Origin of the sequence: Leeuwenhoekiella sp. A2, from assembly GCF_047946655.1 — a bacterium.
Classification (GTDB): domain Bacteria; phylum Bacteroidota; class Bacteroidia; order Flavobacteriales; family Flavobacteriaceae; genus Leeuwenhoekiella.
This window is the reverse complement of record NZ_CP172311.1, coordinates 4,020,301-4,035,636: the sequence shown is the minus strand read 5'-3', so window position 1 is coordinate 4,035,636 and position 15,336 is coordinate 4,020,301. Positions and strand designations below refer to the sequence as shown.

Sequence of the window (15,336 nt, the reverse complement as noted above, 5' to 3'; positions counted from 1 at the left end):
ACTCTTACCTGAGACTAATAAAAACGGAATAGAAAATCCGCGTTACCTCCTCCCATAATTAGGTGTTGGTCATAACTAGAGAATCGGGACTATTTTCATTGATTTCTATGTACTCATTGGGGGGACATGTCCCTCTAATGAGCTGTGCGGTCTGAACCCGTTATAGTCTTCTCTCCAAATATCGAACTTTTCCTGTGCATCCTCCAAGGAGAGGAACCAATTTGTATTCAGACATTCATCCCTGAATGACCCGTTGAAGCTTTCGATAATAGGGTTATCTGAAGGTTCCCGGTCTTGAAAAATCCAGTTCAACCTTGTTGTCATAGGCCCATTTGTTCAATACGTTGCTGATGAACTCACTGCCGTTATCCACTTTTAGGCGCACCGGAGATACTTCCAAACATAATTTTAAGATTATTCATTACACCAACAACATCACTTCCCTTAAGGGATTTTCCTGCATATATAGCTAGGCACCTGCGGTGATAATTATCAACTATAGTTAAGGCTCTGAAACGGCTCCCATCATACAGCTGAACCGCTACAAAATCCATGCTCCAACATTCGTTTAAACTGGAGGCATTCCCTTCAATGGGTTGTCTATGGGCAGCGCAGCGGTTGCGCCTTGGCCTTTTTGACCTTAGATTCAAACCCTCTTCACAATACACCCGATACATACGCTTATGGTTACCCATAAACCTTCACGTCGCTGCAGAATGTGCAAGCGCTAAAAACCATAACGTACCCGTACCTCGGTAATTTCATTCATCCGCATCCGCAGCAAGGTATCATCCCTTTCCTTGACCCGATAATAGAACACCCTCTTGTGCAATACGATAAGTTTGCAGCAACGCTGGATGGAAATATGGTACTCCATTCTGATCTCATCGACCATCCCACGTTTTCGGGAAGGCCTCAGATTTTTTTTCAGAACATCCTGAAGGATTTATTTTTCCATGCTGAGATCGGCAACCAGTTTCTTTAACTCCGAATTCTCCTCCCCTAGGTTTTTAAGCCTTCTCAGTTCAGAGAAATCAAGACTCCCATATTATTTCTTCTTCCAATTGTAGAATGTGGCCTCACTGATGCCCATCTTGCGGCATACCTCCTGCAGCCTGGTGCCCGTCTCAACCTGTTTGATCGCAAATACAATCAGGAATTCCGAATATTTTGATAGTTTCATAAGCAAATAATGTATTTAAAATTAAACATTTATTCGCCCAGATTTCTCTAGTTTCAAATAGTCTGATTTAACGGGAGGAGGTCATTATTTATTTAGTTCAAGTATGATAAAGAATTTATATTCTTAATCATACCTAATTAATACATTAAGAGAAGGTTAATACTCTGCAATAATATGTGTGAAACTGAAGATCTTGACTTGATGTTCTTGATTAAATACTAAACTGATTTTATGCCTGTTTTACCCATTTTTAAGTAATTTTCAGGTGATTTTTGGACTATAAAAATCGGTGAATTATGGGTTAAAATCGACCGTAAAAGTCCCAATATTTCTTTATGCTCAGGTTGATAGTTAGAGAAAAGAAATATTTCGATTAAAGAATTTATTTACGTTTTAACAGCTAAAACCTTTTTACTCCCAAATCGATTTCATTTCATAAATGGCAAATTTGTTCAATCTTGTGCCTTCCTCCTTAGCATTAGAATAAGCGTTGACGTGCAAATTATTTGTTTTTGCTATATGTGGTTTTACAATATAGGCTCTACCATCATTTGCGAAAATTTCTATACTTGTACGATCTACTATAATTTCCAGTTTTAACTTGCCATTAATTGGTTTCACTTCAACATCATTCAATTTTTGTTCTTTAGCATTGTAATCTATGTTAAAACCATTTATGTCCATTCCAAAATTGGCATTACTATCAACATTGAATTCTGCAATAAGATGCATAACATCAAGAGCAACATTAGTTGAAAGTGGTTTATTATTAGAGAGAATTACATTTTCCCACATATGTTTATCCTTATGTAGAGCATTTATCGCATCTATGGGTTTGGGGAACATGCGAACGCCCTCATCTGTGGTACGAAGTTTCAATTCTGTTGGGAAAAGCATTAGTTGATTAAATGGCATTCCTTTAGACTCAATTCCGTTTCCCCAAGACATTTGTATACGTTTTCCATCTGGTGTATTGTTATATGTTTGAGAAGCATAAGCATTTCCTGTTTTATACTGATATTTAGGAGTTTGTGGAGTAAAAATCTTTCCATTAAAATCTCCAATAAAATACTGCCCATCAGCTCCATACATAACCCACTTGCTGTTTTTTGGATTATCATCTATTGGAAGTTCAAAAAGTTCCGGGCATTCATAAAAATCTAAAATCTCTGATTGATATTCCCAATTCTTCAAATCAGTAGATGTGTGAATTTGAAATGATTTTATATGCGATTCTTTACCTTCTTTATCAGTTGTAGGCAATTCATTGTATACAACCATCACCCAATGTTTATCAGGAGCATACCAAAATATTTTAGGATCTCTTCCTTGATGTTTTAATACGGGGTTTTTTGCATATTCTTTAAAAGTACGGCCATTATCGAGACTGTAAACAATACATTCACCTCTGCCAGTACTTGTAAAAGCCACTACTAATGGTGGGGTATCATTACTTGAGAAACCTGAAGTGTTTTGTGTGTCAATCACTGCAGAACCAGAAAAAGCCATGTCCTGATAAGTTGGAGGGTATAGAGCTGTAGGTAATTCTTTCCAATGTACAAGATCTTTACTCACTGCGTTGCCCCAATGCATATTACCCCAGCTCCAGCCAAAAGGATTATGTTGATAATATAAGTGATACTCACCATTATTGTAGACGAGACCATTAGGGTCATTTATCCAACCGCGTTGCGAAGTAAAATGGATCTGAGGGCGCAATCTTTCAGTATATAAAGAATCGTATCCTGCAATTTGCTCAGACTGATATATAAGACCTAAACCTTTTTTGGAAGGTTTCTCAGCTTTAATTGTGACACTTTTGCCTTGGTAGTCTTTCATGTCCAGAGGTACCCAAAAATCGGGATCAGATTCGGCTAATTGAATATCAAATTCACGATAGATTGTATCTCCTACTAAAACTTGTAGGTTTTGAGTGTCAAGTTGATTCTGCACCGGAAGATTTATAAAACGTTTTTCCACTTTAAACTCTCGGTTTTGGGCATAAAGTGTAAAAAGAGATAAAAGGAGGAAGAAGCCGAAATTTCTAAGATTATTCATTTTTCATTTTTTCAGAAGTGAATTGCATATTAATTAATATTATAGCAGTTAAATATAGAATTTGTTTCTTTAAGGTATAGAATAAATGAGAAATTCCTAATATATTCATTTAATAATAGCTTTATGTACTTCTTAATAGAGCGAATTACAATTTTATTATAATCCATTCAATTATATCCTCAATTCCCTAAGAAATAAGCTCACCCTTTAGATTTTTATAAGTATTGAGGATAAATATTAAATAAATTTTGATCTTAAATTATGGAATTGTTGATTTTGCTAAAACGATTTAGTAATTTAGCTCGCACAATAAATATTAACTAACTTAAATTACAAAATGGAATGAAAAATCTCTACCAGAAAAAAGCAGATTACTCATTTGACAATTTCATTTTTAAGAGATTGATTTTTTTTAATCTCAAAAAATGGAAGGTCTTATGCTTACTCCTTGCTGTTATGAGCCTGCAGGAAGGTTTCAGTGCGGTGCAACAATCAATTACAATTACAGGTACAATTACAGATGGAGATGGCATGCCATTGCCTGGGGTTACAGTAAAAGAAAAAAACACAGATAATGGAGTAGCGTCAGATTTTGATGGGAATTTTTCAATTGAAGTCTCCTCCGGCTCGGCTGTTTTAGTTTTTACTTATGTGGGTATGAAAGCGGTTGAAATGCCGGTTAATGGCCAACAGGTGATTGACATAGAAATGCAGGCAGATGCAGAGAGTTTGCAGGAGGTGGTATTAATAGGCTATGGTAGTCAACAGCGTAAGGCAGTTACTACAGCAGTTACTAAAGTTGATACTGAAGATTTTAATCAGGGTGTTGTTACCTCTCCGCTGGATTTAATTCAAGGAAAAGTTGCAGGTCTGCAAATAACCAGATCGGGAGGAAATGATCCTAACTCGGGCACTTCAATTCAATTGAGGGGTGTTACCTCAATTACTGGCTCTGGTGAACCTTTAATTGTGATTGATGGTATTCCTGGTGGTAATCTGGATCTTCTTCAGCAAAATGATATCGCATCCTTTGATGTGCTAAAAGATGGTTCTGCGGCAGCTATCTATGGAACACGAGGAACAAACGGGGTGATTTTAATTACTACAAAAAAGGGAAAAAAAGGAGTTACTACCTTTAATTACTCTAGTTATTTCTCAAAAGATTTTGCCAATAGTAAACCTGATTTTCTAGATGCAGGAGAATTTAGACAGGCTATTGCAGATGGTTTAATACCAGAATCTAATGATTTAGGAGCCTCTACAGATATTTTTGATGAACTAATCAATGAATCTAATTTAAGTCAGTATCATAATTTCGTCGCCTCTGGTGGTGGAAAAAACAGTACTTACAGAGCTTCTTTTTACTATAGAAATCTAGAGGGTATTGCTCTTGAGAATGAAAGAGAAGAATTTGGGGTGAGAGCAACTTTTAATCAGTCTGCGTTTGATGATAAATTTCAGATACAATCGAGCATAGCAACAAATTTTAACGATGCAAATTTATTAGGAGGGAATACAACTACCAATCTACAAAATCAAGGAATAGCTGGAAATCAATTTGGAGTAGTCGCAGATTGGAATCCCACTGCTCCTATATATGCTCCATTTTCAGACACACCAGAAACACTGCAAAATCAAGGACTTTACGGCTATTACCAACCTCAAAATGGATATAATCCATTTTCTGAATTTGCTAATAGATTTTATCAGCGCAAGCAACAGACTTTCTCAGGGGATATGAAACTGTCTTATGAAATTATAGAGGGTTTAACTGCTTCTGTTTTTGGATCTTATCAACAAGATAGATGGAACGATCGTTTTTATAGATCAACAGAGGATTATGCACAATATAACTCGGGAAGTGCTTATAAGGGTACTGGTTACGCCTATAAAGGTAACAGACTTGAATATACCAAGACGATTGAGCCTACCATTAACTTCACAAAAGAATTTGAAAATTCAACTTTTGAACTTTTAGGGGGTTATAGTTATCAATATACAACTCTTGAGAATTATTCAATGGATAACAGTGGTTTTACCACAGATGGCTTTAACGACTGGAACTTTGGTTCTGGTAATGCTATAACGGATACAGATCTTCCGCGACCAAACTTATATAGTTTTAAAGAAGATAATACGCTTATTGCTTATTTCACTCGTGTTAATTATTCATATATGGATCGTTATTTTATTCAAGGTTCTATACGTCATGAAGGATCATCAAAATTTGGAGCAAATAATAAATGGGCAAGTTTTCCTGCAATATCCGGGGGTTGGTTAATATCTGATGAAGAATTTTTGGCAAACTCAGATGTTGTTAATAACCTCAAGTTACGTGTAGGTTATGGAGTTACAGGTAATCAAGGAATTCCTAATTATCAATCAATTGTCACTTTAGGTACAGGAGGTAAATATCCTATATTCGCTGACGGCTCTACAGATCCTACTTATTACCAGACATATGGTCCTGTAAAAAACCCAAATCCAGATTTAAAATGGGAAACTAAAAGAGAAATAAACATTGGTGTTGATTTCGGATTCCTATCTAATAGATTTACTGGAGCTTTAGATTTGTACCGTAGAAAAACTGAAGATTTATTATTGTCATACGGTGTGCCACAACCCTCTTTCGTTCAGCCATCTATATATACTAATGTGGGCTCTATTACAAATAAAGGAATAGAATTGGCCATTACTGCAAGAGTTTTAAGCGAGGGTGATTTTACATGGACAATAGATGCTACCGGAAGTTATCAGGAAAATGAACTTACAGAGCTTTCTAATCAGGTTTTTAAAGTAACAGATTTAAGAGGAGGAAATATTGGTAATCCTGGAAATTTAGGAGATGCCATAAGAAATGAAGAAGGATCTCCTATAGGAAACTTTTACGGTAAGCGCTTTGCAGGGTTTACTGTTGATGGCAAATGGCTTTTTCATAAAGCTGACGGAACTATTGGAGGCACAAATGACATGTTAGAAGATGATAAAGCATATATAGGGAATGGTCTTCCTAAATATTATGCTTCTTTAACAAGTACATTTAAATATAAGAATTTTGATCTTACAGTTTTCTTCAGGGGTAAATTCAAATATGATATCCTTAATACCGTAGATATTTTTTATGGCAATCCAGCCTTAGCCGGTACAGGAAATATTCTTACTTCTGCTTTGGGCAAATACAGTCAAATAGATGAAGCTCCACAATATTCTGATTATTATCTGGAAAAAGGAGATTTTGTCAAATTAGATAACTTGACCTTGGGCTATAATTTTAATTTGGCCGAAGGCAGTCTGTTTTCAGCGCTTAGAGTTTATGGTAGCGCAAGAAACCTCGCGACCTTTACTGAGTATACAGGGAGAGATCCTGAAGTACAGGATACTGGTCTTAATCCCGGTGTAGATGACAGAAATTTTTATCCGCGTACTGTGACAGTAACAGCTGGCATTAACGTAAACTTTTAAGAAAAAAACATGAAAAAAAGTAATTATATAAAAAGACTGGGAGGGTGTTTAATGGCCTTTTTAATCTTTGGATGTACAGATTTAGATGAGACAACCTATTCAGAATTGTCTCAGGGAAATTTTTACAATAATGAACTAGAGTTGGTTCAAGCTACACTGCGCCCCTTTACGCATATGCAGGCTTGGCTTGCTTGGTCAGGACAGGATGGTTATTATTATCATAATGAGCTTTCTGCAGATCAAACAGCTTGGCCTCAAAAGGGACGTCATGGTTACGATAATGCAGATCATATTCGTCAACATTATCATACTTGGACTCCTGAAGAAGGTAGATTAAATAATGCCTGGCAACTTATGTGGACGGGACTTGGTTTTGTAAACTCTGCTATAGAAAGTATTGAGAATGTAGATGCTGATGCTATTGGGGTAACTCCAGAAAGATTACAGTCTATTATAGCAGAATCAAAGGTGCTTCGCGCTTATCATTATATGAAAATTATGGATATGTGGGGTAATGTGCCAATTGTAACTCAAGTAGGTATTCCTACAAATCCGGAAACACAAAGCAGAGCAGAAGTTTTTGCATTTATAGAGAGCGAATTGCTTGATAATGTAGAAAAGTTACAACCGCTTTCTCCTCAATTATTAGGACGTGTTTCTAAAGCGGTAGGGTATGCTATGCTTTCAGAACTTTATCTTAATGCAGAAGTATGGAGCGGTACACCGCGCTGGGCAGATTGTATTAAATACTCAGATAAGATTATTGATGGAGATGGTGGTTCACTTACCGGAGTTATGGAACTTGATCCGGATATTTTAGGACCTTTTAGCAATACTAATGAAAATTCATCTGAAAATATTTTTCAGTTTCCTTTTAGTAGAAAAAATGATTTTGGCTACAACTGGGGTTCTTTCTATATGGGCTTTAACAATATGACAGCTGCTCTTGATGTTAATTTTTCAGGAAATAACGCTTTTGTTGTAATACCTACTGCTTTTGATGCTTATGAGGAAAATGATTTGAGAAAACAGGATTGGTTTTTATTTGGTCCACAGTACAAGTATGGTACAGATACGCCTATTCTGGGATCTGAAGAATATAATGGTAAGCCTTTTATTTATGTTAACAACATTAGAAGAAATACAGAAGGTCAGACCGGAGAAGGAAGTATGACAGATGGTGAAGAAAATAGTGGAGCTCGTTTCTTTAAATATAGATCAGGTACTCAGGACGATGTTAATTATTTAGAAAATGATTTTGTTATTTATAGATTAACCGGAATTTATTTTAACAAAGCCGAAGCGCTTATGCGTATGAATGGTGGTACCGCCACTCAGGAAGCTGTTGATTTAATCAACGCCAGCCGTAAAAGAGATTTTTCTGCTGAAGACTGGCCTACAGAAATGTATACCACGGCTACACTTACCATGAATGAGCTTCTGGCAGAACGAGGACGCGAATTTATCTTTGAAGGTGTACGCAGAACAGATCTTATTAGATTTGGCAAATTTACTACCGGTTCCTGGTGGGATAAATCACCAGATGGTGATAAACACCTAACATTGTATCCTATTCCAAGAAGACAACTTGATGCAAACCCTAATCTGGTACAGAATCCAGGCTATTAAAAATATTAATTATGATAACAAAATTTAAAAGTCTCCTTGTTGCAATCACTGTATTCTTTTTATGTGCTTGTTCAGAAGATGGCAGAAGAGAATTTCCAACACTTATTGAGAGCGGAGTAACATTTGAAAGTACAGATGTGCTGCTTATTTCTGGGGAAACAGATACTATTGTGGCAAAATTTGAACCTAATATAGCACCACAAAGGGATTATACTTGGACGGTAGATGATCCTGCAATTGCAGATATCAAGATAAATGAAGATAAATCTGCTTCAGTAACTGCTACAGGTTCCGGGGAAACAATCATTAGAATTACTTCAAATGATGCAGATAAGCTAACAGCAGAAGCTCGTTTAAAAGTAATTGCAGGGGCACCGGTAGATGTTACAAGCATGGCAGCAATAACTGCTAATAGAGAAAATAGCGGAGGGCCAGAAGCAAGTGAGGGTTCTTTAAAACTGATTGATGGAGATTTAAATTCTAAATATCTTTCAGATTATAGACAACCGTTTTATATGGATTTAAAGTTTGAGGAACAACAAACTATTAATTTTTATCGCCTAACCTCTGGTAATGATGCGCCGGATAGAGATCCTCTTGATTGGGAAATTTTGGGTTCAAATGATGGTGAGAACTGGGAAACATTAGATTCTCGAAATGGGGAGCAGTTTGATTCACGTAATCTTACTCGCGAATTTTATTTTGATAACGATAACAGCTATTTTTATTATAGACTGGATGTGATCAGTAATAATGGAGGAGGACTTTTCCAAATGAGTGAATGGGCGTTATTATCCATTCCCGAATAATAATAATCTTCGGTTGTTGCTAAAGCAATATTTATACCATTAAGCTTGAAAAAAGAGAACCTAGAAGGGTTCTCTTTTTTGTTATAAAAATGATTTTATTATTAAATCGGTTTTTTTCTTCTTCTAAGTGTAGCAATTCACAATTTTTCTTAAAAAAAAGCTATTTTTACTAAAACGATTTAGTAAATTGTCTCTTAAAGGAGATGTTAATTTTATCTATACGATTACATCGATATATTTCTAATACCTTAACTATTTAATTTATTATGACAGAGCCTAAGATTACTCCTGTAGTTTCCAAAAAGGTTTTATTACCATTTATTTTAGTAACGTCTCTTTTTGCGCTGTGGGGTTTTGCAAATGCCGTGACAGATCCTATGGTTCAGGCATTTAAAAAAGTGCTGGAGCTTACAAATTCGCAGGCAGCATGGGTGCAGATGGCTTTTTATGGAGGTTATTTTTGTATGGCACTTCCTGCCGCTTTGTTTGTTAGAAAATTTTCTTATAAAACAGGCGTATTAATTGGTCTTGGCTTGTATGCTTTAGGAGCACTGCTTTTTTATCCAGCCGCTACAACAGAGCAATTTTGGTTTTTTTGTTTAGGTCTTTATGTACTTACTTTTGGTTTGGCATTTTTAGAGACAACGGCAAACCCATATATATTAGCAATGGGCTCAGAAAGTACAGCTACCCAACGTTTAAATTTGGCACAGGCTTTTAATCCGGTAGGGTTAATCGCCGGATTGATGGTGGCTAAATTTTTTGTTCTTGACCTTCTAAGATCAGACGATATTGACAATTATGGTACTTTAGAAGAAGCAAAAAAAGTTTTAATAAGAACCTCTGATTTGATGGTTATACGCGATCCATACGTAATTTTAGGGATTGTTGTTCTTATAATATTTGTCCTAATTGCGGTTAATAAAATGCCACAGGCAAAAGAAGAGGGCGGTATTCCCAGCCTTAAAAATACTTTTAGTAAACTTATGAGTAACAAGAAGTACTATTTGGGCGTACTTTCATTAGTTCTTTATATGGGTGCACAAATTATGTGCTGGACGTATATTTATCAATATGCAGAATCAATGGGGATTGCCAGCGATGTAGCTGCCAGTTATCAATTAGTTGCATTTATTCTTTTTACTGTGGGTCGGGCGATAGGTACTTATCTATTAAAATTTATCAATTCGGGTAAATTACTTTTCTATTTTGCAGCCTTAGGGGGTATATCCACTTTAGGTGTAATTGCCATTGAGGGAGCAGTGGGGATGTATTGCCTTGTAGCCGTATCTTTATTTTTATCTATAATGTTTCCTACAATTTATGGAATTGCTCTTACAGGTCTTAAAGAAGATGAATCTAAAATAGGTGCTGCAGGTCTGGTGATGGCTATCGTAGGAGGCGCTTTGTTACCTAAGTTTCAGGGAATGATTATAGATATGGGAGGTGTCGCAGTTAACGATATTAAAATTTTAGGCGTAAGTGAGATAAACTTCTCATTTATTCTTCCTGCTTTATGCTTTTTATTAGTTGCTATTTACGGAAGCTGGATAAGTAAGAAGTATAATCAGGAATCTGCGAAGAGCATAACGATATAGCCCACTTTTTAGTCAATTATAATTTTAAAGATAGAACAGAAATGCAAAGAAGAAAATTTATACAAAATACAGCAATGATAGGCGGCTTAACAATGATAGATCCATTTCATCTTGCAGCAGAACCCTATAATAATTTTAAAACATTTCCTATTGTTCGTGTAGCAAAGGGACAACGCAATTTTGAAAGTCATGCCGTTGAAAATGCAATTAAAGAGTTTCAAAAAAATGTAAAGGATGAAGAGCTAGATTGGCTTTTCAATAATTGTTTTCCTAATACATTAGATACCACTGTAACTTATACAACGAAGAGTGGAAGACCAGATACTTACGTTATAACAGGAGATATTGATGCTATGTGGTTAAGAGATAGTTCTGCTCAGGTATGGCCATATATGCAATTTGCTGATAAGGATAAGGATTTAAAGCACCTTATAGCAGGTGTTATTAATAGACAGACGAGTTATATACTCAAGGATCCCTATGCTAATGCTTTCTATGATGATCCTAATAAAAAAGGGGAATGGACATCAGACTTAACAGATATGAAAGCTGGCGTTCATGAGCGTAAATATGAAATAGACTCTTTATGTTACCCTATTAGATTAGCCTATAATTACTGGAAAACAACAGGTGATGAATCTCCTTTTGATCAAAACTGGCAGAATGCAATCAAAAGTATATTAAAAGTATTTAAAGATCAGCAACAAAAGGAGGGTAAGGGACCTTATTCCTTTCAAAGAGAAACGCCACATGGTACAGATACCCGCACATTAAAAGGCTATGGATATCCTGTAAAGCCGGTAGGTCTTATCTGCAGCGCCTTTCGCCCTAGCGACGATTCAACCGTTTTCTCTTTTTTAATTCCTTCAAACTTCTTTGCCGTTGTAAGTCTTGATCAGGCAGCAGAAATGATGGAAACTCTTGCTAAAGATACCGCTACCGCGAAAGAATTGAGAGCCTTACGTGATGAGGTAAAGCAAGCTATACAGGAGTATGCCATTGTAGACCATAAAAAATATGGTAAAATTTATGCATTTGAAATTGATGGATATGGCAACCATCTCCTAATGGATGATGCAAACGTACCTAGTTTATTGTCATTACCTTATCTGGATGCCATTGATGTTAATGATCCTATTTATCAAAATACCAGAAAATTTGTATGGTCACTTGATAATCCATTTTTCTTTAAGGGAACTGCTGCCGAAGGTATAGGTGGTCCACACGTTGGGATGGATATGATCTGGCCTATGGCTATAACTATGCGTGGACTCACAAGTACAGATAAAGATGAAATAAAAGAGTGTATCAATATGCTTAAAGATACACACGGCGGCACAGGATTTATGCATGAATCTTTTAATAAAAATGATCCTAAAGATTTTTCAAGATCTTGGTTTGCATGGGCTAATACGCTATTTGGTGAATTACTATGGAAGACCTATCAAGAGCATCCTGAAGTTTTATCCTAAACAATAAAAACTATTATTTACAGGCCGATATTTGCCATTTTCCGCCGATAATTGGCCTGTAAAGGGAGGTTTTTCAACCAAAATGAACTCATAATAAACTGATATAACCAAAATGCTAAATCGATTTAACAAAACCTGTCTATTTTGGCTACTTATACTTACAATAGTGCCATTATATACTGGTATAGCTCAGGAGAAGGATGGTAAAACTAAATATGAAACAAATCTTACCCGCTTTGTAAATCCGTTTTTAGGAACAGCACCACTTACAGATCCCGATTTCATAGGTTATACACCTCCTGAAAATTGGCGAGTTTGGGCAGGATTAACTTATCCTGGTTCAACCTTACCTAATGCCATGGTTCAGCTTAGCCCTATTACACAGTACGGTAGCGGCGCTGGTTATGAGTATGAAGATAATGAGATTATAGGTTTTACCCATACGAATAAAGGGCATTGGAATCTATGCAACATTCCGGTGTTACCAGTTTCCGGCAAGGCCAATTTTCCATATAAATCAGCATTCAGTAAAACATCAGAAAACGCTTCACCGGCATATTATGAGGTAGAGCTTAGTGATTATAATGTTAAGGTACGCGTAACATCTACCTTAAGGGCGGGAATTCATGAATATACATTTGGTAATAAGAACGATCACCGCATCCTTTTTGATCTGGGCAGGGCAAATAACGGGGTATCACATTGGGAGATCAACCAGACGAGCGAGCGTCAACTGGAAGGTTTTCAACAAATGGGTAGAGAGAGAATTTATTTTTTTGCTACCGTCTCTGAGGATATACAGGATATTAATCGTGTAAATACAGATAAAAAAGAAGGCTATGCCTTGATAACGCTTAAAGCGAAAGATAAACCGGTTATTCTCAAAATAGGACTTTCATTTGTGAGCACTGTAAACGCAGCAGAAAATTTAGAAAAAGAAGTTGGCATTAAAGATTTTGAGACTATTCATAACCAAGGCATTAATACTTGGGAAAAAGTACTTTCAAAAATTGAGGTAAGTGGTGGGACCCAAAAGCAAAACGAACTTTTCTACTCTTCTTTATATCGGTCATTACAGTGGCCGGCTTTGCGTAGCGATTATAACGGCGATTTCACAGATGATGCTGGTAACAAGCAAAATAAAGGTTTTAGGTTTTACACAATCCCGTCACTCTGGGATACTTATCGCAATAAATTAGTTTTACTTAGTTTACTTTCTCCAGATGTAACAGGAGATATTATCCAATCGCTTATTGATCGTGGTGAAATTTCCGGCTTTATGCCTACATTTTTTCACGGTGACCACGCTGCTTCATTCATTGCGGGCGCTTATGGCAAGGGAATCAAAAATTTTGATGTAAAAAAAGCATACGACCTGCTGTTAAATAATGCGTATAAAGAAGGCGGCACGCGACCATTTATTTCAGAATATATAGCCAAAGGCTTCATTTCTGATCCTGATGTTAAAAATCCCAATACTGAAACGAAAGCCAAAGCAGGAGTTTCTAAAACATTAGAATTTGCTCATGATGATTATAGTTTATCATTACTCGCTACACAAATGGGAGATGAGAAGCATGCTAAAGATTTAATGCAGCGTTCAAAAAACTATAAAAATGTTTTTGATCCTAAAACACATTTTATGCGCGGCAGACTTGACAATGGGGACTGGATAATGCCTTTTGATCCTCAGTATCCTTATTATGAGTATATGTATCGTGAGGCAAATGCATGGCAAGTATCTTTTTATGTACCTCATGATATGCCGGGATTAGTAGACTTGTATGAGAGCAAAAAACAATTTGAAGAAAAACTGGACTCTCTTTTTACACTTCCGTGGAATCCCAATCATATTGCTCGCAATGTATCTGGTTTTATAGGGCAATACTGCCAGGGCAATCAGCCAGATCATGAAGCGCCCTTCGCTTACTATTTTATAGATAAGCCCGAAAAATCACAAAAAATTATAGATACAATTCTATCTCATTATTACGGAGTGGGAAAAGACGGTCTGGCACTATCTGGAATGGACGATGCCGGTGAAATGTCTGCATGGTATGTTTTTGCCGCTTCGGGACTATATCCTTTGTCACCCGCAGATAATAAATATCTTGTTTCAATACCCATTTTTAAAGATGTTAATTGGAAATTATCAGATAAAAAAAGCCTCCATATAAATCAGGATGATCACTCCAGAAACCTAAAAAATATAATATTTAACGGTAAAAAGTTAGACGGATATTTTATAAATCAGGAGCAATTAAACGACGGTGGTCAACTTAAGATCAAAACCAACTAAAGATGATTATGAAAAAATCAATACTTCTTCTGTTTTTTCTTTTAGGGACAACTGTTGCTTTTAGCCAGAAAAATTATAAAGAGGTTAAAGACATATTGTACTATTCTGAAAGCACTAATAATCAAACTGATTATCAAAAAAAACAATGTCTTCTTGATATCTATTACCCTGAAAATAAAGAAAATGTACCGGTTATTGTTTGGTTTCACGGTGGCGGTCTTACAGGTGGTAAAAAGGAAATTCCTCAAGATTTAAAAGATAAAGGCTATTGCATAGTTGGGGTAGGGTATAGGCTTTCTCCTAAGGTGAAAGCGGCAACATGTATTGATGACGCCACAGCTGCTGTCGCATGGGTTTTTAATAACATAGATAAATATAATGGTGATTCATCAGAAATATTTATTTCTGGTCACAGCGCAGGCGGTTATTTAGCATTAATGACCGTAATGGATAAAGATCGTTTGAGGCAATACAATATTGATGCAAATTCTGTAGCAGGCCTCGTTCCTTTTAGTGGTCATACGATTACTCACTTTACTATTAGGGCAGAACGTGGCATACCCGGAGAGCAACCTGTAGTAGATGAATGGGCCCCTTTATATTATGTAAGAAGTGATGCGCCACCTACTTTATTAATTACAGGAGACCGTGAGCTGGAAATGCTGGGGCGCTATGAAGAGAATGCTTATTTCTACAGAATGATGAAGGTATCTGGTCAAAAAGATATTACACAGTATGAGATGCAGGGCTATGGTCATAATATGACACATCCTGCATTTCCGTTATTACTAAATTTTGTAAAAGAAAAAACTAGTCTTTAAATCTA

At 36.2% G+C, this 15,336-nt stretch carries 8 protein-coding genes and 1 pseudogene; 7 read left to right on the top strand and 2 right to left on the bottom strand.

The genetic code is table 11. The features are described from left to right. Positions 1-105: 105 nt before the first annotated feature. Positions 106-1,183 (bottom strand): annotated as a pseudogene (locus ACH3PA_RS17690) (IS3 family transposase). Positions 1,184-1,594: 411 nt separating this feature from the next. After that, positions 1,595-3,241: a DUF4980 domain-containing protein gene (locus ACH3PA_RS17685; protein WP_416442492.1), complete on the bottom strand. Its 1,647-nt coding sequence runs from the start codon at positions 3,239-3,241 to the stop codon at positions 1,595-1,597. Positions 3,242-3,583: 342 nt separating this feature from the next. Between ACH3PA_RS17685 and ACH3PA_RS17680 the strand changes: the two genes are divergently transcribed. From ACH3PA_RS17680 to ACH3PA_RS17650, 7 genes are all read left to right on the top strand, one after another. Then, positions 3,584-6,703: a SusC/RagA family TonB-linked outer membrane protein gene (locus tag ACH3PA_RS17680; protein ID WP_416442490.1), complete on the top strand. Its 3,120-nt coding sequence runs from the start codon at positions 3,584-3,586 to the stop codon at positions 6,701-6,703. 9 nt (positions 6,704-6,712) lie between these two features. Beyond that, positions 6,713-8,332, top strand: a complete 1,620-nt coding sequence (locus tag ACH3PA_RS17675; RefSeq protein WP_416442488.1) for a RagB/SusD family nutrient uptake outer membrane protein — start codon at positions 6,713-6,715, stop codon at positions 8,330-8,332. Between the two features lie 11 nt (positions 8,333-8,343). After that, positions 8,344-9,141 (top strand): discoidin domain-containing protein, encoded by a 798-nt coding sequence (locus tag ACH3PA_RS17670; protein ID WP_416442486.1) that lies wholly within the window; start codon positions 8,344-8,346, stop codon positions 9,139-9,141. A 266-nt stretch (positions 9,142-9,407) separates the two neighbouring features. Beyond that, positions 9,408-10,739, top strand: coding sequence for an L-fucose:H+ symporter permease (gene fucP, locus ACH3PA_RS17665; protein ID WP_416442484.1), 1,332 nt, complete (start codon positions 9,408-9,410; stop codon positions 10,737-10,739). Positions 10,740-10,780: 41 nt separating this feature from the next. Beyond that, positions 10,781-12,211 carry a glycoside hydrolase family 125 protein gene (locus ACH3PA_RS17660; RefSeq protein ID WP_416442482.1) on the top strand — a complete coding sequence of 477 codons (1,431 nt, stop codon included), beginning with the start codon at positions 10,781-10,783 and terminating at the stop codon, positions 12,209-12,211. Positions 12,212-12,377: 166 nt separating this feature from the next. Beyond that, entirely contained in the window at positions 12,378-14,510 is a 2,133-nt protein-coding gene (locus tag ACH3PA_RS17655) for a GH92 family glycosyl hydrolase (protein ID WP_416442480.1), read from the top strand. A gap of 8 nt (positions 14,511-14,518) precedes the next feature. After that, positions 14,519-15,331: an alpha/beta hydrolase gene (locus ACH3PA_RS17650; protein WP_416442478.1), complete on the top strand. Its 813-nt coding sequence runs from the start codon at positions 14,519-14,521 to the stop codon at positions 15,329-15,331. Positions 15,332-15,336: the final 5 nt, after the last annotated feature.

Bases quoted from the DNA above. Each gene is read 5' to 3' on its own strand.
- ACH3PA_RS17650 (WP_416442478.1), top strand. From the start codon at position 14,519: ATGAAAAAATCAATACTTCTTCTGTTTTTTCTTTTAGGGACAACTGTT.
- ACH3PA_RS17660 (WP_416442482.1), top strand. From the start codon at position 10,781: ATGCAAAGAAGAAAATTTATACAAAATACAGCAATGATAGGCGGCTTA.
- ACH3PA_RS17675 (WP_416442488.1), top strand. From the start codon at position 6,713: ATGAAAAAAAGTAATTATATAAAAAGACTGGGAGGGTGTTTAATGGCC.
- ACH3PA_RS17670 (WP_416442486.1), top strand. From the start codon at position 8,344: ATGATAACAAAATTTAAAAGTCTCCTTGTTGCAATCACTGTATTCTTT.
- ACH3PA_RS17680 (WP_416442490.1), top strand. From the start codon at position 3,584: ATGAAAAATCTCTACCAGAAAAAAGCAGATTACTCATTTGACAATTTC.
- ACH3PA_RS17685 (WP_416442492.1), bottom strand. From the start codon at position 3,241: ATGAATAATCTTAGAAATTTCGGCTTCTTCCTCCTTTTATCTCTTTTT.
- fucP (WP_416442484.1), top strand. From the start codon at position 9,408: ATGACAGAGCCTAAGATTACTCCTGTAGTTTCCAAAAAGGTTTTATTA.